Raw genomic sequence first — 22,462 nt, 5'->3', positions numbered from 1 at the left:
TCAGTCGACAGGATCGTCGGCTGCCCCTACCGGAGCGCCCATGCACACCGACCACGCCCAACGCCTGCCCGAAGCGGCCAGTGACGCCGCCCCCGAGGGGGTGAGCCTGCCGCCGCAGGATGCCCTGCTGGATGACGCAGGCACCGGTGAGGACACCGTGGAGCTGGCGCCGCCGCGCCACCGCCTGCCGCAGATCGCCCTGCCGGACAACGTCGTGCTGAAGGGCGCGGTGCAGAAGCTGGTTGAACAGAAGTCCCGCCTGGACCGCCTGGCTGCCGAGGGCCAGTTGGCTGGCCTGCTGCCGCCGGAATGGCAGGGCAATGGCCTGCGCGCGATTGATCTGCCCAGTTTCGTGCAGGGCGTATTGCCGTTCCTGCACACCGGCGAACGCGGCGAGACCGCGCCGGCACGCCTGCCGGTGCGCCACGTGCTGGGCGACGACAGCCGCTGGGGCGTGGACGACGTGGCCGAACCGAAATCGCTGGCCTGGTACCTGGCCGCGGATGAGCGCGCCACTGCTGGCAGCAAGGACGTCGCCGAAGCCTGGCTGGTCGGCGCGCTCGGCCTGGCCTGGATGCAGGAAGGGCGCAGCCGCCCCGGGTTCCTGCGCGCGATGGACCAGGACAGCATGGCCGCACGGGTGACCATGCTGGGCTACCCGCCGCCGGGCGAGCTTGCCCTGTACAACGTGACCGCGCACGGCCAGGCGCAGATCTGGTGCGTGTACGGCCGGCGCAAGGTGCGCCCGCTGGTGGCGCCGTGGCTGAGCGTGCCGCTGCTGACCGCCTATGGCGTGGCCGCGCCGGGCGCGTGGCCGGCCAGCTTCCCGCCGGTGGAGGCCGTGGCCGAGGCCATCGCCGCCGCCCGCCCGGGCCGGCTGGTGCCGGAAGTGGACCTTGGCAAGGTGGTGGCGAAGATCGCCGAAGACACCGCCTCGGAGGCCTGGCAGCCGGTCAGCCTGCTGCAGCTCAACACCTGGTCGCCGCGCTGGACCTTCTTCCTCGGCACCTTCGTCGGCCTGCCATCGTTGCTGCTGGTCGCTGCCGCGCTGGCGCTGCCCGGTGCGATCGAAGCGGCTACGGTTGCCGCCTCGCTGGGCTTTGCCGGCGGTGCCATCGCCGCGTTGGCCGTGCCGTGGATCCATGCGCGGCGCAAGCACCTGAGCTGAGCAGGAGCATCCACGCATGGCGTGGATCTACTCCCGCACGAGCCGCAGCGCGGTCGCGTAGGCCTTGGCGAAGCTGGTGAAGTCGCGCAGCCGGTTCAGTGACAGCAGGAACCCGGGCGGGCAGGGCTTCAGGCGATGGTGTTCAAACCAGGCATCGGCGATGGACTCCACCGTCGCCAGCGCCTCATCGATGCACTGCAGGTCGGCCTCATGATCGAGGGTGATGGGGGAGGGCGCCGGGTCTTTGCGGCGGGCGGATCGGGACATGGCGGGATTCCTGGGCCTGGATCAACGGGCGTTCAACCCCGGCAGCGGTGCTCCGCTGCGCGCCCAACCTCGCCTCGACCGGAGCGTTCGTCCAATAGGCAAAACCACTCGATTTGCGCAGTTGGATAGGCCTGATCTGTCCAGGACGATGCTACCGGGCCAATCCCGAAACATCAGGTGGCAACGCCGACAGCCAGTGACGTGTGAGGCCCGAGTGCCGCTCGTCGGCCAACACCCAATTGCACGCGATCAACGTCATCAACGACGGCCCGATGGACCCGCGAAGTGTTGCCGACGACACGCCGGGCGAGGCAGGCAACGTCATCCACGCATGGCGTGGATCTACCGGAACGGCGTCCGGCACGGGTGGGTGCCGACCGTTGGTCGGCACCGGTTCTGACCCACAATTGATTTCGATATCTGACAGATGTACCGACCAACGGTCGGCACCCACCGGGGACCGGGGACCGGGGCAGGGGCCCCGGAAGCCTTCCCTCAGACGCCTTCGCCCATCCGCTCCAGGCCATCGCCGGCCAGCCGCAGGATCAGCCTCTCCAGCACCTGCTCCTCTTCCTCGCTCAGCACCGACATCAGCTTGCGGGTGATCTCGATCACCAGCGGCGCAATGGTCTCGTACACCTCGAAACCGGCCGCCGACAGCGCCAGCACCGAGCGCCGGCGGTCATCGCCATGCGTCTCACGCTTGATGAAACCACGCTCCAGCAGGCGCGCCACCGCCCGGCTGACCGCGACCTTGTCCATCGCCGTGCGATCGGAAACCTCGCTGGCCGACGAACCCGGGTACAGCGCCAGGATGGTGATCACCCGCCACTCGGGAATGGCCAGGCCGTAGCGGTCGCCATAGAGCTTGGCGATGTTGCCGCTCACGCGGTTGGACAGCACGCTCAGCCGATAGGGCAGGAACTGTTCCAGGTCGAGCAGGACGTGCGAGGCACGCACGCGGGTGGAGGCGGGGTCGGCTGGGCTCATGCTGCGGTGCACCTTGCTGGTGGTTTCAAGTGTAACTATAAGTGGTATGTCCGGACCCTGCATTCTCGCCGGGTCCACCCTAGCCCGCACCTGGTTTGTACCGATGCGGTACCGATTCGGAGCCACGCCATGAATACCGCAGTCCCGACCGCCTCGCACCCGAACCCCGGCATGCAGGTCACCACCTTCGAAAACCCGATGGGCATCGACGGCTTCGAGTTCGTCGAATTTGCCGCCCCGGCCGGCCGTGGCCAGGAGCTGCACGAGTACTTCCGCAAGATGGGCTTCAGCGCGGTGCTCAAGCACAAGCAGCGTCCGATTACCGTCTATCGCCAGGGCGACGTCAACTTCCTCGTCAACGAAGACCCCGATTCCTTCGCCGCCGACTTCGCCGAAAAGCACGGCCCCTGCGCCTGCGGCTTTGCCATCCGCTTCAAGAAGCCGGGCCAGGAGGTCTACCAGACCGCCCTGGGCAACGGCGCCGAAGCCATCGCCTTCAAGCCGGACAGCAAGGCGGTCAACGCCCCGGTCATCAAGGGCATCGGCGATTGCATGCTGTACCTGGTCGACCGCTACGGCAGCGCCGGCAGCGTCTTCGATGGCGACTACGAGGTGATCGACGGCGCCGACCTGCGTCCGTTCGGCTTCGGCCTGACCTTCATCGACCACCTGACCCACAACCTGTACTTCGGCAACATGCAGCAGTGGTCGGATTACTACGAGCGCCTGTTCAACTTCCGCGAGATCCGCTACTTCGACATCAAGGGCCTGAAGACCGGCCTGGTGTCCAAGGCGATGACCGCCCCTGACGGCATCGTGCGCATCCCGCTGAACGAGTCTTCCGACCCGAAGAGCCAGATCAACGAGTATCTGGACGCGTACAAGGGCGAGGGCATCCAGCACATCGCCTGCTTCACCGACAACATCTACGAGACCGTCGAAGCCATGCGCGCGCAGGGCGTGGACTTCCTCGACACGCCGGAGACCTACTTCGATGTGATCGACCAGCGCGTGCCCAACCACGGTGAAGACGTGGCGCGCCTGGCGAAGAACAAGATCCTGATCGACGCCGACCCGGAAACCCACCAGCGCAAGCTGCTGCAGATCTTCACCCAGAACTGCATCGGCCCGATCTTCTTCGAGATCATCCAGCGCAAGGGCAACGAAGGCTTCGGCGAAGGCAACTTCACCGCGCTGTTCGAAAGCATCGAGCGCGACCAGATCCGCCGCGGCGTGCTGTAACGTCTGCAGGCAATGTTGGCGGCCCGCCGGCATTGCCTGTCCGAATGGTAGTGCCGGCCGCTGGCCGGCAATCTCTGGAGTTTCCATGTCCACCGCCATCACCGCCCGCGGCTACCAGTCCGGTTTCGGCAACGAGTTCGCCACCGAGGCCGTCGCCGGCGCGCTGCCGGTCGGGCAGAACTCACCGCAGAAGGTGGCCCACGGGCTGTACGCCGAACAGCTGTCGGGCACCGCGTTCACCGCACCGCGCGGCAGCAACCGCCGCAGCTGGCTGTACCGCATCCGCCCGGCGGTGACCCACGGCGAATTCACCCCGTTCGCGCAGTCGCAGCTGCAGTGTGATTTCGGCGCGCAGCCGGCCTCGCCCAACCAGATGCGCTGGAGCCCGCTGCCGCTGCCGGAACTGCCGACTGATTTCGTCGAAGGCCTGTACACGATGGGCGGCAACGGCTCGCCCGATGCGCACGCCGGCGTCGGCATCCATCTGTACGCGGCCAACCGGGACATGGTGGGCCGCTACTTCTACAACGCCGACGGCGAACTGCTGATCGTGCCGCAGCTGGGCGCGCTGCGCCTGCTGACCGAACTGGGCGTGGTCGAGGTCGAGCCGCAGCAGATCGCGGTGATCCCGCGTGGCGTGCGTTTCCGCGTCGAGCTGCCCGACGGCCCCAGCCGCGGCTACATCTGCGAGAACTACGGCGCGCTGCTGAAGCTGCCGGACCTGGGCCCGATCGGTGCCAACGGCCTGGCCAACCCGCGTGACTTCGAAACGCCGCACGCCGCGTTCGAGGACGTGGACGGTGATTTCGAACTGATCGCCAAGTTCGAGGGCCGCCTGTGGCGCGCGCCCATCGATCATTCGCCGCTGGACGTGGTGGCCTGGCACGGCAACTACGCGCCGTACCGCTACGACCTGCGCCGCTTCAACACGATCGGCTCGATCAGCTACGACCACCCGGACCCGTCGATCTTCCTGGTGCTGCATTCGCCCAGCGACACACCGGGCACCAGCAACATGGATTTCGCTATCTTCCCGCCGCGCTGGCTGGTGGCGCAGAACACGTTCCGCCCGCCGTGGTTCCACCGCAACATCGCCAGCGAGTTCATGGGCCTGGTGCACGGCGCCTACGACGCCAAGGCCGAAGGCTTCGTGCCGGGTGGCGCATCGCTGCACAACTGCATGAGCGGGCATGGCCCGGATGCGCCGACCTTCGACAAGGCGTCCAACGCCGACCTGTCCAAGGCCGATGTCATCAAGGACACGATGGCCTTCATGTTCGAGACCCGCGCGGTGATCCGCCCGAGCGCGCAGGCGTTGTCCGCCGGCCACCGCCAGGGCGATTACCAGCAGTGCTGGAACGGCCTGCGCAACAATTTCCGCTGATCCATTGCATCCACGCATGGCGTGGATCTACTGGCGGGATGCGGGATCCACGCATGGCGTGGATCCACGTGGTCAATCCGACCGGTGATGTTGTAGATCCACGCCATGCGTGGATGTTTTCGCGACCCTACGCCGTTGCCGCGAAGGCGTCGCAATGCTCCGTCGGCAGCGCCTCCAGCAGGCGCTGCCGCACGCGCTCGCAGTACCCGTCGGAGGTCATGCCCGGCAACGCCTGCAACGCTGCCTGCAGCACCTTCACCACATCATCTTCGGCGCGGGCCTGCTGCAGGTCGCGGAACAGGGCGGCGGCCATCGGATTGCGCTGCATTTCCAGGATGCCCAGCAGGTAGATGCGCGCGGCCACCAGCGAGCGGCGGCGCTCCACCGGGGCGGCGGGTGCAGGCGCAGGCGCAACTGCAGGGGCCACTGCGGGTGCCACCGCCGCCGTCGGGCGGGGAGCCACGGGCGGTGACGGTGCCGGCGGTGGTGACGCGGGCGCGCCGGTTTCCAGGTAGCCGCCCTGGACCAGCTGGATCACCATGGCGGGCGCCTCCTGGCCGATCAAGCCGGTCAGGTCGGCGATGCTGCGCTGGCCGTCACACAGGATCAGCAGCCGGCGCTGGCGCATGTCCAGCGGCGCGCGGTGGGCCTGCAGCGCGGTTCGGGCGAGGTCGGTCTTGCGCGGTTGCATGGAAAGGACAGCCAAGTCGGTGCACGCCGAGCCTGAACGAGGGCCATGAAACGGCGATGACAATGCAGCGCCTGCACGCGCGCTGCGCTAGCGTGCCAGCACCCCGTGCCAAGGACCCGCACCCATGAAACACCTGCCCATCGCCGGCCTGCTGCTGTTGTCGCTGGCCGCCTGCAACCGCACCGCCGACGCCCCCGCCGAGGCCTCTGCCCCGGCCAAGGACACGGCGACCGCCACCGCCCCGGCCGATGCCGACCTGGCGCCGACGTCCCCGGCCGACCCGCGCACTGACAGCCCGGCGCGGCTGGAGGGCTTCGGCGGTGCCCGCCTGGGCGCGCCCATCGCCGAGGTGCGCAGTGGCTACGGCGCACCGCTGCAGGGACTGGGCACCGATGCGGCAGGCAAGCCGCTGCCGGCCGATGACAACAATGACGGCTGCTACTTCCTGCGCCCGCAGGATGCCGAGGACCCGCGCCTGATGATCGAGGGCCGCAAGCTGGTGCGCTACGACGTACGCAGCACCGGCATCGTCGCCCCGGGCGGCGGCAAGGTCGGCATGACCCTGGGCGAACTGCAGCTGCTGTACCCCGAGCGCGCCGACCTCGGCCCGGACAAGTACGACGAGAAGGCCCAGCACCTGCGCGTGCGCCCGGCCCAGGACGGCGCGGCCATCATCGATTTCGCGCTGGGCGCCGACGGCAAGGTCGGCAGCTGGCGGGTCGGCCAGACCCCGCAGGTGGATTACGTGGAAGGCTGCGGCTGACCACGGCCGCCGTGGCTCACCCGCCAAGGGTGGGCCACGCGTAGAATCGCGCCACGACCGCTGGGGAGTGCTCGATGATCGCCATTTCAATTGCCTGGTTCCTGCTTGGCCTGCTGCTGCTGGCGCTGGGCGGGGATTCCATCGTCAAGGCCGTCGCCGGCCTCGCCCAGCGCTTCGGCGCCAGTGCCTTCACTGCCGGCCTGCTGCTGCTCGGCGTCGCCACGTCGCTGCCGGAACTGGCGGTCAATGCGCGCGCGCTGTGGGTTGGCCAGCCCGAACTGGCCCTGGGCAACGCCATTGGCAGCAGCATCGCCAATCTCGGCCTGACCCTGGCCGTGGCTGCCATCGCCGCGCCGCTGCTGCTGCGCGCGCGCCTGCAGGGCGTGCTGTGGTGGTCGCTGCTGGCCGCCGGCCTGCTGCTGATCGTGTTCGGCCTGGATGGGCGCCTGCAGCGCTGGGAAGCCGGCGTGCTGGTGGCGGGCTTCGTGCTGGTGCAGATCGTGCTGCTGCGTCGCGGGCGCCTGGAAGCGCCGGACGTGCAGGCGGTCATCGCCGAATCCGCGCTGAGCCGCACCAGCCTGCCGCTGAACGTGCTGCGCGTGCTGATCGCCGCGCTCACGCTCTACTGGGGCGCGCGCCTAGTGGTGGGCGCTGCGGCGGATTTCGGCACGGCGCTGGGCTGGACCCCGCTGCTGGTCGGCCTGTTGCCAGTGGCCATCGGCACCGCGCTGCCGGAAGTGGCCGCGGCGATCGCGGCGGCGCGGCGCGGCCACGGCGACATGGTGCTGGGCCACGTGCTGGGTTCCAGCGTGGTGAACCTGCTGCTGGTGATCGGTGCGATGGGCCTGCTGCAGCCGCTGGCGCTGCCGGCCTCGTTCGTTCGCCTGGAACTGCCGGCGCTGCTGGCCTTCGCCCTGGTGCTGTACCCGATGCTGCGCGGCGACCTGCGCATCAGCCGGGTGGAAGGCGCGATCCTGCTGGGCGCATTTGTCGCGTGGGTGGGGCTGGAGATCGCCCTGGTCCTGTAGATCCACGCCATGCGTGGATGACGGACCGTGCCGACCAACGGTCGGCACCCACCATCAATGAGCTGTGCCGACCAACGGTCGGCACCTACAGGTTCTGCGGCGTGTCCTCTTCCCGCGCCGGTTCCGGCGGCGGCAGCTGTTCTTCCTTGGCGCGTTCGTTGCCCGGCAGGCTGGGCCGGGTTTCCATCAGCAGCGACAGCGCGGCCTTGGCCATCATGTGCGCGCTGATCGGCGCGGTGATGAACAGGAACACGGTGATCAGCAGCTCGCGCGGCTGCGGGTCCTGGCCCAGGAAGATGTGGTAGCAGACCGAACACGCCAGCACGCAGCCCACGCCCAGCGTGCTGGCCTTGGTCGGCGCGTGCAGGCGCTTGAAGAAGGTCGACAGCTTCACCAGCCCCAGCGCACCGACCAGGATGAAGAAGCAGCCAAACAGCAGCAGCACCGACAGGGCGATCTGGATGAAGGTGATCATTCGACGATGTCCCGGCGCAGCACGAACTTGCTCAGCACCACGGTGCTGCCGAAGCCGAGCATGGCAATGACCAGCGCCGCTTCGAAGTAGATCGCCGAGTTGAGGTACATGCCGAACAGCATCAGCTCGGCGATGGCGGTCACCGACAGCGTGTCCAGCGCGAGGATGCGGTCGGGCACGGTCGGGCCGCGCAGCAGGCGCCAGGTGCCCAGCAGCATGGCCAGGCCGACCACGTGCATGCACACCACCAGGGTGGTCTGGATGATCTGGAATCCAGTCATGGGAAGATCTCCATCAACGGGGCTTCGTAACGTCGCTTGATCGTGTCGATCAGCTCCTGCGGGTCTTCCAGGTGCAGCACGTGCACCAGCAGGTACTTGCGGTCATCGCTCAGCGCGGCCGACACGGTGCCCGGGGTCAGGGTGATCATGCTGGTCAGCGCGGCGATGCCATGGATGTTGGCGATATCCAGCGGCAACCAGATGAAACCGGGGTGGATGTTGCGCTCCGGGCCGAGCACCTGGATGGCCACGCGGATGTTGGACATCAGGATGTCCCACAGGGTGACCACCAGCAGCTTGGGCACCGGCCGCAGCGTGCCGATGCGGGCGAACTCGCGGTCCAGGCGCGCGGCGAACAGCGGCACCACCACGCCCAGCACCAGGCCCAGTACGATCTGGCCGAGGGTGAAGCTGTCGGACATCAGCAGCCAGAACGCCACCACCATCATGCTCAGGGCGGGCGAGGGGAACACGCGGCGGCGGAAGGAGCGCTTGGCGGTCATGGCTGGCGGATCTCCGGCGTGGTTGCGCGCAACTGCTGCACGTAGTCACCCGGCTGCAGCAGCTGGGCAGCGATGGCATCGGTGTGGCGCATCAGCGGTGCGGCACCCAGGGTCATGCCGATGCCGTAGGCCAGCAGCAGGCAGGCGGCGTACAGCTCGATGCGGCGCAGCGGTGCCTTGCGCGGCGGCGGTGCCTCCGGGTCGGGCAGCGGCACGCGCCAGAACAGGCGGATGCCACCGCGGGTCAGGCCCATGATGACCAGCAGGCTGCTGGCCAGCACCGCCGTCCACACCGCACCGGTGTACTGCGCGGGCATGCCCGCCAGCAGCGCGGCCTTGGCCAGGAAGCCGGACAGCGGCGGCAGGCCGGCCACCGAGACCGCGCCGATCAGGAACAGCACGGCCGGCGTTTCCTTGCCCGGCATCGGTGCCACCACTTCCTTGCGATCACTGGCACCGCCACGGCGGCGGCGGATCAGGTCGGCGATGAGGAACAGCGCCGCCGCAACGAAGCTGCTGTGCGGCAGGTAGTAGAGGCCGGCCGACAGCACCTTCGGCGTGCCCACCGCGAAGGCGATGAACAGCGTCGCCGCCGAGACGACGACCAGATAGGAGATCAGCACGCGCAGGCGGGCTGCGGCCAGTGCGCCCAGGCCGCCCAGCACCAGGGTGGCCACGCCGGCCCACAGCAGCCAGTCGCGGCCATAGCCGGCCAGCGCGCCGGCGTCCTCGCCGAACCACAGCATCTGCACGCGCAGCACCGCGTACAGGCCGACCTTGGTCATGATCGCGAACAGTGCCGCCACCGCAGCCGGTGCACGCGCATAGGATTCGGGCAGCCACAGGTACAGCGGCATCAGCGCGGCCTTGGCGCAGAACACCAGCAGCAACAGGCCGATGGTCGCCTTCACCAGGGTCAGCTGCGAGGCCGGCACTTCGGCGATGCGCTGCGACAGCTCGGCCATGTTCAGCGACCCCAGCGAGGCGTACAGCAGGCCCAGCGCGATCAGGAACAAGGTCGAGGCGGTGACGTTGAACACCACGTAATGCAGGCCGATGCGCATGCGCAGGCCGCGGCCACCACTCAGCAGCAGGCCGTAGGAGGCGATCAGCATCACCTCGAAGAACACGAACAGGTTGAAGATGTCGCCGGTGAGGAACGCACCGTTCAGGCCCACCAGCTGGAACTGGAACAGGGCATGGAAGTGCGGCGCGCGCCGGTCCCAGCCCGAGCAGGCGTGCATCAGGCAGGGGATGGCCAGCAGCAGGGTGGTCAGCAGCATCCACGCCGACAGGCGGTCGGCCACCAGCGCGATGCCCAGGCGCGACGGCCAGTCACCCAGCAGGTAGACGTTGATGTCACCGCCGGCGGTCTGCGCGAACAGCAGGCCCACCACCACGGCCAGCGCCGCCATCGCGGTCCAGGCCACGCTGCGCTGCACCTTCGGGCCATAGCGGCGGTGTTCGACGAACAGGGACAGCGCGGCGCCGAGCAGCGGAACCAGGATCGGCAGGATCACCAGATGATTCATGCCTGGTCCTCGCCCCGACGCGGCGGTGCGTCTTCATCCGGCTCGTGCGCATCCACGTGGTCGCTGTGGTTGTCGCTGCGGCTGCGCATGGCCAGCACGATGGTCACCGCGGTCATCGCAAAGGCGATGACGATGGCGGTCAGCACCAGCGCCTGCGGCAGCGGGTCGGTGTAGTTGCCCAGGTTGCTGTCCACGCCTTCCTTCAGTACCGGCGCCTTGCCCAGCACCACGCGGCCACCGGCGAAGATCAGCAGGTTGGTGGCGTAGGACAGGAAGGTCATGCCGAGGATCACATCGAAGCTGCGCGCGCGCAGCAGCAGGTAGATGCCAATGGCGGTCAGCACGCCGATCGCGGTGGCCAGGGCCAGTTCCATCAGTGCATCTCCCCGGTGCGGGCCGAACGGCGTTGCAGGTCGATCTCGCCGCGGCGCGCGGTGCGCGTGCGCGACGGCTTGACCGTGCCCATCATCGACAGCATCAGCATGGCGCCGCCGAACACCACCAGGTAGACGCCGATGTCAAAGCCAATGGCGCTGGCCAGCGGCACCTCACCGATCAGCGGCAGGTGCAGGTCGACGTGGCCGCTGGTCAGGAACGGCACGCCGAACAGCATCGAGGCGCTGCCGCTGAGCAGGGCGATCAGCAGGCCCATGCCGATGCAGCGGATGTAGTCGAAGCCGAAGCGTGATTCGACCGAGGCGGTGCCCTGGATCACGTACTGGATCAGCAGCGGCACCGCCAGCACCAGGCCGGCGATGAAGCCGCCGCCGGGCGCGTTGTGGCCGCGCAGGAACAGGAAGATCGACACCGTCAGGGTGAGCGGGAACATGATCTGGGCCAGATCGGCCGGCACCGGCAGCTTGATCGGCGGGCCGGGCATGATCTGTTCCGGCGCCATGCGCGTGCGCCGCAGCAGGGCATGCACCACCAGCGCGGCGATGCCGAACACGGTGATCTCGCCGAAGGTATCGAAGCCGCGGAAGTCGACCAGGATCACGTTGACCACGTTCTGCCCATAGGCCTCGGGCAGGGCGCGGGCGAGCATCTCGCCGGCCATGGTGTTCGGCGGCAGGGTCATCGCGCTGTAGGCCAGCGCGCCGAGGCCGCTGCCGGCGAGGATCGCGATGACCGCATCGCGGCGCTTGCGCCAGCGTGGCCGCTCCGGCCCCGACTGGGCGGGCAGGTAGTTCATGCCCAGCAGCATCAGCACCAGGGTCACCATCTCCACCAGCAGCTGGGTCAGCGCCAGGTCCGGCGCGGACAGGAACACGAAGGTCAGCGACACCATCAGGCCCACGCCACCGACCAGCAGCACCGCCAGCAGGCGCTGCTTGTACACGCGCAGGGGGGCCACCGCACAGGCCATCATCACCAGCCACAGCGCCCAGCCCAGCAGCGGGATCGGCTGCGGCCGGGTCCAGTTGGGCGAGGCCGGGTTGGCGATGTACGGTGCGGCGGCCACGGTGATCGCCACCAGTACCAGGCCCAGCAGCATGCGCTGCAGGCTGCCGTTGGCGATGCCGTTGGTCAGGCGCATGGCCAGCGCGGAAATCGTGTCCAGCTGCGCGTGGAAGACGTTGCGGCCGGTGGTGGTGTTCTGCACGCCGTGCAGGTTGATCAGCTTGCGCAGGCCGAAGTACAGGGCCACGCCGCCGACCACGCCGATCGCGCTCATCGCCAGCGGCAGGTTGAAGCCGTGCCAGACCGACAGGCTGTATTCGGGCATGGCGCTGCCGAGGATGGAACCGGCCGCAGCGTGCAGCACCGGTGCCACGGTCAGCGCCGGGGCGATGCCCACCGCCACGCAGATCACCACCAGGATCTCCACCGGCACCTTCATCCAGCGCGGCGGCTCGTGGGGCACGCGGTCCAGATCGTGCGGGCCGGGCCCGAAGAAGGTGTCGTGTACGAAGCGCAGGCTGTAGGCCACGCCGAACACACCGGCCAGCAGCGCGGCGATCGACACGGCCGTGCGCATGGTGCCGGGCCCGCCGGCGGTCAGCGCCTCGGCAAACAGCATTTCCTTGGACAGGAATCCGTTGAGCAGCGGGATGCCGGCCATCGCCAGCGAGGCGATGATCGCCAGCGCGCTGGTGAAGGGCATCAGCCTGCGCAGCCCGCCCAGCTTGCGCATGTCGCGGGTGCCGGTCTCGTGGTCGATGATGCCGGCGGCCATGAACAGCGAGGCCTTGAAGGTGGCGTGGTTGAGGATGTGGAACACGCCGGCCACCACCGCCATCGGCGTGGACAGGCCGAACAGCAGGGTGATCAGGCCCAGGTGCGAGATCGTCGAATAGGCCAGCAGGCCCTTCAGGTCGTGCTGGAAGATCGCGTTCCAGGCGCCGATCAGCAGGGTCAGCGCGCCGATGCCGCTGACCGTGTAGAAGAACAGGTCGCTGCCGGCCAGGGCCGGGTGCAGGCGCGCCAGCAGGAATACGCCGGCCTTCACCATGGTGGCCGAATGCAGGTAGGCCGACACCGGGGTGGGCGCGGCCATGGCGTGCGGCAGCCAGAAGTGGAACGGGAACTGCGCGCTCTTGGTGAAGATGCCGGCCAGCACCAGGAACAGGGCATAGGGGTAGAGCGCGCTGGCGCGGATCTGCTCGCCGGCGGCCAGCACCACGTCCAGGTCGAAGCTGCCGACGATGCGGCCGATCAGCAGTACGCCACCGAGCAGGGCCAGGCCGCCGCCGCCGGTGATCACCAGCGCCATGCGCGCGCCCTCGCGGGCATCCTTGCGGTGCGACCAGAAGCCGATCAGCAGGAACGAGCTGATGCTGGTCATCTCCCAGAAGATCATCAGCAACAGCAGATTGCCGGAGATCACCATGCCCAGCATGGCGCCCATGAACAGCAGCAGGTAACAGTAGAAGCGGTGGGCGTTGTCCTGGCTGCTGAGGTAGTAGCGCGCGTACAGCACCACCAGCGCACCGATGCCCAGCACCATGCCGGCGAACATCCAGGCCAGGCCATCCAGGCGCAGGACGAAATCCAGCCCGATCTGCGGCAGCCAGGGCACCAGGGTGCGGACCACCTGCCCGTCCATCACCGCCGGGGTCAGCCAGCCGAGGATGGCCAGGCCGCCCAACGGCGCCAGCGCCGCCAGCCAGGCGGCTGTCGAGCGGGAACTACGGGGGAAGGCCGCAACAGCCACTGCCATCAGGAACGGCAGGGCCAGCAGCAGGGGCAGGCTGGGGAGCATGCAGGGAATCCATGATTCACGAGCAGGTCATTGAGTCTAACAGTCAGCCAAATGTCGCCGAAACCCATGTAACGGCCACAAACGGCATGTAACGTGCGCTATTCATCTTTTTTGCGGTGCGGCACGCCCTTTTCCGTGCCTTGCAGGGTGTGGTCGCCGGCTTTGCCGGATCGGCTCCCTACGCCCGCGCATGGCGGCCTGCGCCCCCGCGTGGCAACGGCTGTGGCTTTCACGGCGGACGCGCAGGCAGGCCTGTGCCGCCCGTGCATCGCAGGCTGGCAGGTCGATCGTGCAGCAGGGGTGACGGGCCGCGCCCGTTCAGGAAACGATGGCCGGAGGGCGCGGCGGGAGGTGTCAGTAGCGCCAGTCGAGCTTGCGGTAGGCCTTGGCCATCACCCAGGCCGGTCCGATCAGCAGGTAGGTCAGGTCGGTCAGGAAGCTGGGTTTGCGGCCTTCGAACTTGTGGCCGATGAACTGCGCCACCCAGGCCACCACGAACACGCCCACCGCCAGCCAGAACAGGTTGTGCAGGCCGATCTCGGCCTCCAGCAGGCGGCACAGGCAGCCGAACACGAAGAACTGGATGAGCATGCCGATGCCCAGCGGGCGCGACAGCTTGTTGTAGAAGCACCAGGCGCTGAACATCGCAAAGGCGGCCCAGATGCCGTACTGGAACCAGGTGATCAGCGGCGGTACGCACCACAGCAGGGCCACCACCGACCACAGGATCGCCGGTACCGCCACCACGTGGATGCGCTGGTTGATCACATTGCGGTGGTCGTCGGAGTAGCTGGCGAAGTAGCGGTCGATCGGCCGCGCAAGCTGGGTGGTGGTCTGCATGCTGCCAGCATACTCCCGCAGCACCGCGCGATCATGGGGGGCGCAAAATGGTGGGCCGACGGGGTGGGGCCGACTTGGTAGAGTCGACTTGGTAGAGTCGACTGTCAGTCGACTGCTCTACCATCAGATCGCGAAATTCCCGCGCTGCGCGCGATAGTCGACCAACGGTCGACTCTACCGGGTCCAATTCATCGGGCGCATCTCCCGCCACGCCCGCAGTAGAGCCAGGCCATGCCTGGCTGCGCGAACGCCCCCGGCCAGACCGGCCGGGGCGCAGGGGCATCAGTCGACGCTGATGCCGGCCAGGCGCTGCAGCGCCTCGGCGTACTTGGCGCGGGTGCGCTCGATGATTTCGGCCGGGATGGCCGGGCCCGGGGCGGTCTTGCCCCAGTCCAGCGTCTCCAGGTAATCACGCACGAACTGCTTGTCGTAGCTCGGCGGGCTGGTGCCCACCTCGTACTCGTCGGCCGGCCAGTAACGCGAGGAATCCGGCGTCAGCATCTCGTCCATGATGTACAGGCGGCCATCGGCATCGGTGCCGAACTCGAACTTGGTGTCGGCCAGGATGATGCCGCGCTCGCGGGCATAGTCCGCGGCGAACTTGTAGATGCGCAGGGTGGCATCGCGCACGCGCTCGGCCAGGTCCGCGCCTACCTGCTTGACCATCGCATCGAAATCGATGTTCTCGTCATGGTCGCCGACGGCGGCCTTGGTGGACGGGGTGAAGATCGGCTCGGGCAGCTGCTCTGCCTGGCGCAGGCCATCGGGCAGGTCGATGCCGCTGACCTTGCCGGTGCGCTGGTAGTCCTTCCAGCCGCTGCCGATCAGGTAGCCGCGGGCGATCGCTTCCACCGGCACCGGCTTCAGCTTGCGGGTGACCACCGCGCGCTTGGCGTACAGGGCCGGGTCCACGCCCTCAGGCAGCACGCTGGCCACGTCGATGCCGGTCAGGTGGTTGGGCATCAGGTGCGCGGTCTTGGCGAACCAGAAGTTGGAGACCTGGCAGAGCATCTCGCCCTTGCCCGGGATCGGGTCGGGCAGGACCACGTCGAACGCCGACAGGCGATCGGTGGCCACCATCAGCAGGTAGTCGCCCGGCGGGGTCCCTGCAGGCAGCCGCTCGCGCGGGATATCGAACACATCACGCACCTTGCCGCGATGGCGCAAGGGCAGGCCGGGGAGATCGGATTGCAACAGCGTGGTTGGCACGGGCACTCCTGGGGCGTTGTCGATACGGCTGCCCAGCGGACCCGGCGGGCCCGCTGACCAGCGGGCGGCCTAGTGTAAAGCGGTCCGGGCCCGCTGTGACGTAAAATGAGCATCCATTTCGCCGGTCGACCCTGGGGCGCCATGCGCTGGTACGGAAAACTGCTCGGTTTCATCGCCGGGGCCCTGCTGTTCCGGCCCAATCCGCTGTTCGGGGCGGTCATCGGCCTGCTGCTCGGCCATGCCTTCGACTCGGACTGGTTCCGCCTGAACAAGGAAAACCCGTACCGGGAGCTGGGGCTGACCTCCGAGGCCACCGACGCCGAGGTCGAGCGGGCCTACCGCAAGCTCATTTCCCAGTACCACCCCGACAAGCTCGGCGGCGCGGCCCCCGAGCTGCAGCAGCAGGCCGAGCAGAAGTCGCGGCGGATCAACGCCGCCTACGACCGCATCAAGACGCTGCGCAAGCGCTGACCCCTTTCCCTCGCCCCAAGGCCCCGGCCATGTCCAACTGCCTCATCGCCCCGTCCATCCTGTCCGCCGATTTCGCCCGCCTGGGCGAGGAAGTGGACAACGTCCTGGCCGCCGGTGCGGACTGGGTCCACTTCGACGTGATGGACAACCATTACGTGCCCAACCTGACCATCGGCCCGATGGTCTGCCAGGCCCTGCGCAAGCACGGCGTGACCGCGCCGATCGACGTGCACCTGATGGTCGAGCCGGTGGACCGCATCATCCCGGACTTCGCCGAGGCCGGCGCCACCTACATCAGCTTCCACCCGGAGGCCAGCCGCCACCCGCACCGCACCATCCAGCTGATCCGCTCGCTGGGCTGCAAGCCGGGCATCGTGCTGAACCCGGCCACCCCGGTGGACATCCTGGACTGGGTGCTGGATGACCTGGACCTGGTGCTGCTGATGTCGGTCAACCCGGGCTTCGGCGGCCAGGCCTTCATTCCCTCGGCGCTGGACAAGCTGCGCGTGGTCCGCCAGAAGATCGACGCCAGCGGCAAGGACATCCGCCTGGAGATCGACGGCGGCGTGAAGGCCGACAACATCGGTGCGATCGCCGCTGCCGGCGCCGACACCTTCGTCGCAGGTTCGGCCATCTTCAACGCCAAGACCAGCTACCAGGACGTGATCGCGCAGATGCGCGCGAATGTCACTGCGGCGCGGGGCTGAGCCATGAGTATGGTGGCCGTGTTGAACATCCGCCCGGCCACCGTGGCCGATGCCGGCCTGATCCTGCAGTTCATCCGCGAGCTGGCCATCTACGAGAAGGCCGAGCATTCGGTGCAGACCGATGAGATCGGCATCGCCGAGAGCCTGTTCGGCGCCGATGCCACCGCCCGCGCGCTGATCTGCGAAGCCGGCGGCGAGGCCATCGGCTATGCGGTGTATTTCTACAATTACTCGACCTGGCTGGGCCGCAAGGGCATCTACCTGGAAGACCTGTATGTCAGCCAGGAAAAGCGCGGTGCCGGCGCCGGCAAGGCGCTGCTGAAGTACATCGCGCGTCAGGCCGTGGCCGAGGGCTGCGGTCGCTTCGAATGGTCGGTGCTGGACTGGAATACCCCGGCCATCGAGTTCTACACCGCTGCCGGTGCGAAGCCGCAGGACGAGTGGACCGTGTACCGGCTGCAGGGCCAGGCGCTGCACGATTTCGCCAACGGTTGAGGCAAAAAAAAGACCGCGCCAAACACTGGCGCGGCCCTGCTGCATTCGTGGGAGGCTGATCCTGCCTCCATCCGTCGTCCCTGCTATGGCCTCCCATGTTCCGGGTCGGCGATGACACCTGCATGACACGGAGGCTTCACCGGCCGCGAACGCGCGGTTGCTAGCCTGTGCCACCCCCACCGGAAGCACCTGCATGACCACCCCGCGCTGGCGCCTGATACTCAACGGAAAATCCGCTGGCAATGACGATCTGCGCAGTGCCGTCGGCCACTGGCGCGGGCAGGGCGTGCAGCTGGAAGTGCGGGTGACGTGGGAGGAGGGCGACGCCGAACGCTACGTGGCTGAAGCCATCGGCCATGGCGTGGATGTGATCGTGGCGGCCGGCGGTGACGGCACGCTCAGTGCGGTCGCCGAAACCCTCGCCCATCGCGATGAACCGGCCGACGCACTGCCATCGCTGGCCCTGGTGCCGATGGGCACGGCCAACGATTTCGCCACGTCGGCCGGCATTCCTACCGAACCCTCGGAGGCCTTCGCCCTGATCGGGCAGGTGCCGGCCAGGCCCATCGACCTGCTGCGTGTGGAGGCCGATGGCACGCCCTGGTGGTGCGCCAACCTCGCCAGCGGCGGCTTCGGGACCCAGGTGACTGTGGAAACCGATGCCGGCCTGAAGAAAATGCTGGGCGGACTGGCCTACGTCATCACCGGCATTGCCAAGCTGGGCCGCATCGAACCGATCACTGCGCGTCTGTCCGGCCCGGATTTCAGCTGGGAGGGCGGATTCATCGCGCTGGGCATCGGCAACGGTCGCCAGGCCGGTGGCGGCCAGCAGCTGTGCCCGCAGGCGCTGATCGACGACGGCCTGCTGGACGTCACCGTGGTGCCCGAACTGGACGGCGAGGTGGCCGCGACCCTGGGCCAGATGCTGACCGGTGGCAAGGAGGCGGCACTGGAGCGGGTGGCGACCCGCGCGCAGCTGCCGTGGCTGCAGATCGACGCCCCGCAGGCGTTGACCCTGAACCTGGATGGCGAGCCGGTGCAGGCGCAACGTTTCCACATCGACTGCGTGGCCGGGCGGGTGCGCATGCACCTGCCGGCCGACTGCGCGCTGCTGGCCGGGCAGGGGTAGCGCTAACGGGGTAGCGTCGAGTGGGTAGAGTCGACTGTCAGTCGACTTGCGCGCGCAGCGCGGGGTTTTCAGCGGTCCCGCCAAGAGCAGTCGACTGACAGTCGACTCTACCGGCGCCCCAACGCCCCCAAGCCCCTCGTCCGTCCGGCCATCACCCCAACGGCCGGTTCAGTTTCACAGGGTTTCCCTCCCGGGCAAGCTGCGTTACAGTCAAGGGGTGTCCAGCCTGACGACCCCGCATACTCTTTCTTCCGCACGCCGTTGGTGGCGATGGTGGCCCGTTGCCGTCGTCCGCCCCCATAACGCTGTGTCCCGGAAGGAAAGTCGTCTTGAATTCGCTCGCTCAGTTTCAGCAGCAGGCCGCTGAAGGCCACACCCACATTCCCGTCGTCCGTGAAGTGCTGTCCGACCTGGACACGCCGCTTTCGGTCTACCTGAAGCTCGCCGACGGCCCCAATACCTACCTGTTTGAATCCGTCGAAGGCGGCGAGCGCTTTGGTCGTTATTCGATCATCGGCCTGCCGGCGCGCCGCGTGTACGCCTTCCACGGCCACACCCTGACCGTGCGCGAGGATGGCCAGGTGGTGGACACCCGCGAAGTGGCCGATCCTTTCGCCGAGGTCGAGGCGCTGCGCAGCGCCCACTCGGTGCCCAAGCTGGACGGCCTGCCGGGCTTCACCGGCGGCCTGGTCGGCTGGTTCGGCTTCGAATGCATCGGCTACATCGAACCGCGCCTGGCGCCGCCGGCCGGCCGCGATGAGCTGGGCACGCCGGACATCCTGCTGCTGGATTCCAACGAGCTGGCGGTGTTCGACAACCTCAAGGGCCGCCTGTACCTGATCGTGCATGCCGACCCGCGTGTCGAAGGTGCCTTCGAGCAGGCCCAGGCCCGCCTGGATGCCCTGACCGCCAAGCTGCGTGCGCCGGGTGCGGGCTATCCCGCCCCGCTCAACAGCGATGTGCTGGACGAATCCGATTTCGTTTCCGGTTTCACCCGCGAAGGCTTCGTCGATGCGGTCCAGCGCAGCAAGGAATACATCCGCGCCGGCGACATCTTCCAGGTGGTGCTCAGCCAGCGCCTGAGCGTGCCGTTCAAGGCGCGCCCGGTGGATGTGTACCGCGCGCTGCGTGCACTGAATCCCTCGCCGTACATGTATTTCCTCGACGTCGGCGACCTGCAGGTGGTCGGTTCCTCGCCGGAAATCCTGGTGCGTTTGCAGGACGGTGAAGTGACCGTGCGGCCGATTGCCGGCACCCGCCCGCGCGGCGCCACGCCCGAGCTGGACCAGGCGCTGGAAGCCGAGCTGCTGGCGGACCCGAAGGAACGTGCCGAGCACCTGATGCTGATCGACCTCGGCCGCAATGATGCCGGCCGCGTGTCCAAGGCCGGCACCGTGGAAGTGGGCGAGCAGTTCGTGATCGAACGCTACAGCCACGTCATGCACATCGTCAGCGAAGTGACCGGGCAGCTGCAGCCGGGCCTGAGCTACGCCGACGTGCTGCGCGCCACCTTCCCGGCCGGTACGGTCAGCGGCGCGCCGAAGATCCGCGCGCTGGAAGTGATCCGCGAGCTGGAACCGATCAAGCGCAACGTCTACGCCGGCAGCATCGGCTACATCGGCTGGCATGGCGATGCCGATACCGCGATCGCGATCCGCACCGCGGTGATCAAGGACGGCCGCCTGTACGTGCAGGCCGGCGCCGGCATCGTCTACGACTCGGACCCGGACAAGGAATGGGACGAGACGATGAACAAGGGCCGCGCGCTGTTCCGCGCCGTCGCCCAGGCCGCCAAGGGGTTGTAGTTGCTGGGCGCCCTGTTGAGCGCCCGGTCGGCATGGGCATGTCCGCTGATGTGACCGGCCGTCGCCTCCCGGCACGGCCGTACGATTCACCCCTTACCTGTGAATGCCTTGCTTCCGACGATTCGAAGCGCCGTCGTTCCAATCGACTGGAACTGTTTGGATCCGTCCAAAGGTGCGGCGAGCTTTATCATGGCAGTCACATCTGCATCCTCACCTCCCCACGCATCCAGATAGGATGCATCGATGGAACCGGATACGGACACCGACTGGCCTGGTGCTACTGCGGTCACGTTGGACAGAAGGGCGCCATCGAGCATGTGCGAGGGAAGCGTCAGCTGGCGCTGCGTCCGGTTGTCATGAAGAACAATGTAAGGGCCACCGTAGCGAATGAATTCCAATGGCAGATTGATGGGCGTGTCCTTGACGTTCCTGACGCTGATATCGAAGGCGATTCTGTCGCCATCAAAGATGCAGGGAGTCTGCCCCTTGCAGCTGGCAGTGATTTCAAAGTCAGGATTTCTATCCATGGAGCGATCTCCTGCGTTGATTAGGCTGCTGAATCCCATTGCAATGCAAAAGGCTATCTGACGCTGCATTCGATTCTCCTACCTGTGTGGCGCGCTAGAAATGCTTGAACTTCCAGGGCGATCTGCCACGCATGCCTGAGCTCTACGCTGGTGTTGTTCTGGGTTGACATGATTGTGGCGCCCGGATCGTCATCTGCCTTGTTTGCTGGAATCTGTAGGGCATCTGGGCTCAATGTTCCATCGGGGCGATAGTATCTCAATGTCCAGGCGTTCATCCGGTCGTAGGAATACTCGTCAGCTACGCCGAAGCAATGTGCATACTCATGCGCAAAGGTCCATGTGGTTGTATCCTTCCACACGTTGATATTCATGTTTACGACGTGCTCACGCAGTTGGCTTGGACTTACATTCATTGCGTAGTGATGGCCTCTGGCAACCCATTCGACTTTGAATACTATGGGGAAGGTTTTGGTGCCGCACGGGGCATCGAATATCTCCAGCGTGAATTTGTTGTTCCACAGTGTCTGAATGCCTGCCTCCATCCGCGACTTGGCCGCATCCATGTCCTCTTGCGAAACTGTTGCGCCAGCACCTGATCCAGCTTGCACAGCAGTTGCCTTGATACGAACCAGTACTTCCACATCGCCTGTGGATTTCAGTGGTACAGAGATTTTGAACTTTCTTTGCAGGCTTAGGTCCAGAGGGTTTCCGTTCTCGTCATGCACGAGGTAGTAGCGTCCATGTGCATTTGTCGCTACCTCAATCTCGTGATCCTCGGCCCAGCATACTGAAGCCCTTCGCCGTGATCTGAGCGTGGATCTCCGATCCGGCGACTCTGCCGGAATGTTCGAAGTGGCGCCTGCCTGGCGCGTCGTAGCCGTGGGTGGTGCCTGAGCACTGGGGGTCGATGCAACTCCCTGATCCACGAAAACCAGGTTCTGCCGCCCCGCAATCAGCGAGCATCCACAACTTGCCCGGTCGCCATGCCTGGCAGCCGCGTTTCCGTCCACGATCAGCGTGGCATCGCCGGTAATGATCGTGCCGGGGCCATGCGTCGGACAGATCGTGCGGTCACCTACTCGAGCCATGGGCCGCCCCTCGATATCGGTGAACGGTGATCCGGTGAGAACGCTGCCGCCACTACTGAGTCTGTCGCCCACGACGATGAACAATCGCGCCATCCTGGCGCTCCTGTGCTGCTGGAGAGTGCGAAGGAGGATGAGCGGGAGGGAACGCCGCCTCAATTGCACTGGCACGCAACTGCAAGGGCGGTCACATAGGGCCAGGTAAAAGTCTGAAAAACCAGGACGGAGCCCTTTCCGCACCAAGGCAATTGCGTCATACACGAGGTGGCCCCGGTTCTGCTCCCTGATCAGGCAGATAAATCTCCCCGCCCCGGGGCGTTCGGGATCTGATACGCTTGGACCCATACACCGCAACGGCGCTTCCAGGCCGCTGCCTCCGGTAATCGCCCCCAGAGTTGTCCGATGACCCGCACCCTGCTGAACAATGTAGCCAAGTGGTGGCGCTTCCAATAGGAAGCGGCAGGTCGTCGCGGTCCCGGACCGCACCTTGCCGCCGTATCGGCGGGCAAGATCCAATAGAACGCTCCCCGGCACGGCGGCTCCCCCAACAGGAGCTGGTTGATTGCTGCACAAAGCGTACCCCCGACATACTGATGCGACGCAGCGGGCACCTGGAGTGGGCGCCTTGCCTGACCGTGCGTATCGTCTGCAGCAACGCGTCTCCCGCC

At 67.1% G+C, this 22,462-nt stretch carries 23 protein-coding genes; 10 read left to right on the top strand and 13 right to left on the bottom strand.

All coding sequences use genetic code 11. The annotated features are described in order from the left end of the window. Positions 1 to 40 precede the first annotated feature (40 nt). On the top strand, positions 41 to 1,168 hold the full coding sequence (locus QMZ26_RS01605) for a hypothetical protein (RefSeq protein ID WP_079223926.1): 1,128 nt from the start codon (positions 41 to 43) through the stop codon (positions 1,166 to 1,168). 27 nt (positions 1,169 to 1,195) lie between these two features. Here QMZ26_RS01605 and QMZ26_RS01600 read toward each other — a convergent pair whose 3' ends face one another. Beyond that, positions 1,196 to 1,435, bottom strand: a complete 240-nt coding sequence (locus QMZ26_RS01600) for a hypothetical protein (RefSeq protein WP_079223925.1) — start codon at positions 1,433 to 1,435, stop codon at positions 1,196 to 1,198. A 495-nt stretch (positions 1,436 to 1,930) separates the two neighbouring features. Then, positions 1,931 to 2,425 carry a MarR family winged helix-turn-helix transcriptional regulator gene (locus QMZ26_RS01595; RefSeq protein ID WP_283220340.1) on the bottom strand — a complete coding sequence of 165 codons (495 nt, stop codon included), beginning with the start codon at positions 2,423 to 2,425 and terminating at the stop codon, positions 1,931 to 1,933. 129 nt (positions 2,426 to 2,554) lie between these two features. Between QMZ26_RS01595 and hppD the strand changes: the two genes are divergently transcribed. Further along, a complete protein-coding gene (gene hppD, locus QMZ26_RS01590) occupies positions 2,555 to 3,667 on the top strand; it encodes a 4-hydroxyphenylpyruvate dioxygenase (protein WP_174208704.1) in 1,113 nt (370 codons plus the stop codon). 85 nt (positions 3,668 to 3,752) lie between these two features. Next, positions 3,753 to 5,051 carry a homogentisate 1,2-dioxygenase gene (hmgA, locus tag QMZ26_RS01585; RefSeq protein WP_283220339.1) on the top strand — a complete coding sequence of 433 codons (1,299 nt, stop codon included), beginning with the start codon at positions 3,753 to 3,755 and terminating at the stop codon, positions 5,049 to 5,051. A gap of 127 nt (positions 5,052 to 5,178) precedes the next feature. On the opposite strand, the gene QMZ26_RS01580 is transcribed toward hmgA, so the two are convergent. Then, a complete protein-coding gene (locus QMZ26_RS01580; protein WP_283220338.1) occupies positions 5,179 to 5,742 on the bottom strand; it encodes a hypothetical protein in 564 nt (187 codons plus the stop codon). Between the two features lie 124 nt (positions 5,743 to 5,866). Here QMZ26_RS01580 and QMZ26_RS01575 point away from each other — a divergent pair, with 124 nt between their 5' ends. Together QMZ26_RS01575 and QMZ26_RS01570 are read left to right on the top strand one after the other, a co-directional pair. Further along, positions 5,867 to 6,505, top strand: a complete 639-nt coding sequence (locus tag QMZ26_RS01575; RefSeq protein WP_283220337.1) for a hypothetical protein — start codon at positions 5,867 to 5,869, stop codon at positions 6,503 to 6,505. 74 nt (positions 6,506 to 6,579) lie between these two features. Continuing rightward, positions 6,580 to 7,533, top strand: coding sequence for a sodium:calcium antiporter (locus QMZ26_RS01570; protein WP_283220336.1), 954 nt, complete (start codon positions 6,580 to 6,582; stop codon positions 7,531 to 7,533). 85 nt (positions 7,534 to 7,618) lie between these two features. Here QMZ26_RS01570 and QMZ26_RS01565 read toward each other — a convergent pair whose 3' ends face one another. The 8 genes from QMZ26_RS01565 to QMZ26_RS01530 all read right to left on the bottom strand — a co-directional run bounded on the left by QMZ26_RS01565 (position 7,619) and on the right by QMZ26_RS01530 (position 15,575). Beyond that, on the bottom strand, positions 7,619 to 8,008 hold the full coding sequence (locus QMZ26_RS01565) for a Na+/H+ antiporter subunit G (protein ID WP_283220335.1): 390 nt from the start codon (positions 8,006 to 8,008) through the stop codon (positions 7,619 to 7,621). Next, on the bottom strand, positions 8,005 to 8,289 hold the full coding sequence (locus tag QMZ26_RS01560; RefSeq protein WP_079223917.1) for a K+/H+ antiporter subunit F: 285 nt from the start codon (positions 8,287 to 8,289) through the stop codon (positions 8,005 to 8,007). The genes QMZ26_RS01565 and QMZ26_RS01560 overlap by 4 nt, the downstream gene beginning before the upstream one ends. After that, a complete protein-coding gene (locus QMZ26_RS01555) occupies positions 8,286 to 8,792 on the bottom strand; it encodes a Na+/H+ antiporter subunit E (RefSeq protein ID WP_200732477.1) in 507 nt (168 codons plus the stop codon). The genes QMZ26_RS01560 and QMZ26_RS01555 overlap by 4 nt, the downstream gene beginning before the upstream one ends. Then, positions 8,789 to 10,324 carry a monovalent cation/H+ antiporter subunit D gene (locus tag QMZ26_RS01550; protein ID WP_283220334.1) on the bottom strand — a complete coding sequence of 512 codons (1,536 nt, stop codon included), beginning with the start codon at positions 10,322 to 10,324 and terminating at the stop codon, positions 8,789 to 8,791. The genes QMZ26_RS01555 and QMZ26_RS01550 overlap by 4 nt, the downstream gene beginning before the upstream one ends. Continuing rightward, positions 10,321 to 10,698 carry a Na+/H+ antiporter subunit C gene (locus tag QMZ26_RS01545; protein ID WP_283220333.1) on the bottom strand — a complete coding sequence of 126 codons (378 nt, stop codon included), beginning with the start codon at positions 10,696 to 10,698 and terminating at the stop codon, positions 10,321 to 10,323. Before QMZ26_RS01545 ends, QMZ26_RS01550 begins: the two co-directional genes overlap by 4 nt. Beyond that, positions 10,698 to 13,526: a monovalent cation/H+ antiporter subunit A gene (locus QMZ26_RS01540; RefSeq protein ID WP_283220332.1), complete on the bottom strand. Its 2,829-nt coding sequence runs from the start codon at positions 13,524 to 13,526 to the stop codon at positions 10,698 to 10,700. The genes QMZ26_RS01545 and QMZ26_RS01540 overlap by 1 nt, the downstream gene beginning before the upstream one ends. Positions 13,527 to 13,880: 354 nt before the next feature. Continuing rightward, entirely contained in the window at positions 13,881 to 14,366 is a 486-nt protein-coding gene (locus tag QMZ26_RS01535; RefSeq protein WP_079225412.1) for an Mpo1-like protein, read from the bottom strand. 282 nt (positions 14,367 to 14,648) lie between these two features. Next, on the bottom strand, positions 14,649 to 15,575 hold the full coding sequence (locus QMZ26_RS01530) for a phosphoribosylaminoimidazolesuccinocarboxamide synthase (protein ID WP_079223909.1): 927 nt from the start codon (positions 15,573 to 15,575) through the stop codon (positions 14,649 to 14,651). Between the two features lie 141 nt (positions 15,576 to 15,716). Here QMZ26_RS01530 and QMZ26_RS01525 point away from each other — a divergent pair, with 141 nt between their 5' ends. From QMZ26_RS01525 to trpE, 5 genes are all read left to right on the top strand, one after another. Next, on the top strand, positions 15,717 to 16,046 hold the full coding sequence (locus QMZ26_RS01525; RefSeq protein WP_079223907.1) for a DnaJ domain-containing protein: 330 nt from the start codon (positions 15,717 to 15,719) through the stop codon (positions 16,044 to 16,046). A gap of 29 nt (positions 16,047 to 16,075) precedes the next feature. After that, positions 16,076 to 16,753: a ribulose-phosphate 3-epimerase gene (rpe, locus tag QMZ26_RS01520; protein WP_079223905.1), complete on the top strand. Its 678-nt coding sequence runs from the start codon at positions 16,076 to 16,078 to the stop codon at positions 16,751 to 16,753. Between the two features lie 12 nt (positions 16,754 to 16,765). Further along, the gene (locus QMZ26_RS01515; RefSeq protein ID WP_283220484.1) at positions 16,766 to 17,248 is read left to right on the top strand and encodes a GNAT family N-acetyltransferase; all 483 of its coding nucleotides are present in this window, start codon (positions 16,766 to 16,768) and stop codon (positions 17,246 to 17,248) included. Positions 17,249 to 17,441: 193 nt separating this feature from the next. Then, positions 17,442 to 18,377: a lipid kinase YegS gene (gene yegS, locus QMZ26_RS01510; RefSeq protein WP_283220331.1), complete on the top strand. Its 936-nt coding sequence runs from the start codon at positions 17,442 to 17,444 to the stop codon at positions 18,375 to 18,377. 329 nt (positions 18,378 to 18,706) lie between these two features. After that, positions 18,707 to 20,182, top strand: coding sequence for an anthranilate synthase component I (gene trpE / locus QMZ26_RS01505; RefSeq protein WP_283220330.1), 1,476 nt, complete (start codon positions 18,707 to 18,709; stop codon positions 20,180 to 20,182). 86 nt (positions 20,183 to 20,268) lie between these two features. Here the strand turns inward: trpE and QMZ26_RS01500 are convergent, their stop codons facing one another. Next, a complete protein-coding gene (locus tag QMZ26_RS01500) occupies positions 20,269 to 20,778 on the bottom strand; it encodes a hypothetical protein (protein WP_283220329.1) in 510 nt (169 codons plus the stop codon). Beyond that, positions 20,763 to 21,890, bottom strand: a complete 1,128-nt coding sequence (locus tag QMZ26_RS01495; RefSeq protein WP_283220328.1) for a PAAR domain-containing protein — start codon at positions 21,888 to 21,890, stop codon at positions 20,763 to 20,765. Before QMZ26_RS01495 ends, QMZ26_RS01500 begins: the two co-directional genes overlap by 16 nt. Between the last annotated feature and the right edge of the window lie 572 nt (positions 21,891 to 22,462).

This window comes from Stenotrophomonas sp. PFBMAA-4 (genome assembly GCF_030053215.1).
In the GTDB taxonomy this organism is placed as follows: domain Bacteria; phylum Pseudomonadota; class Gammaproteobacteria; order Xanthomonadales; family Xanthomonadaceae; genus Stenotrophomonas.
This window is presented reverse-complemented; position numbering and strand designations above follow the sequence as displayed.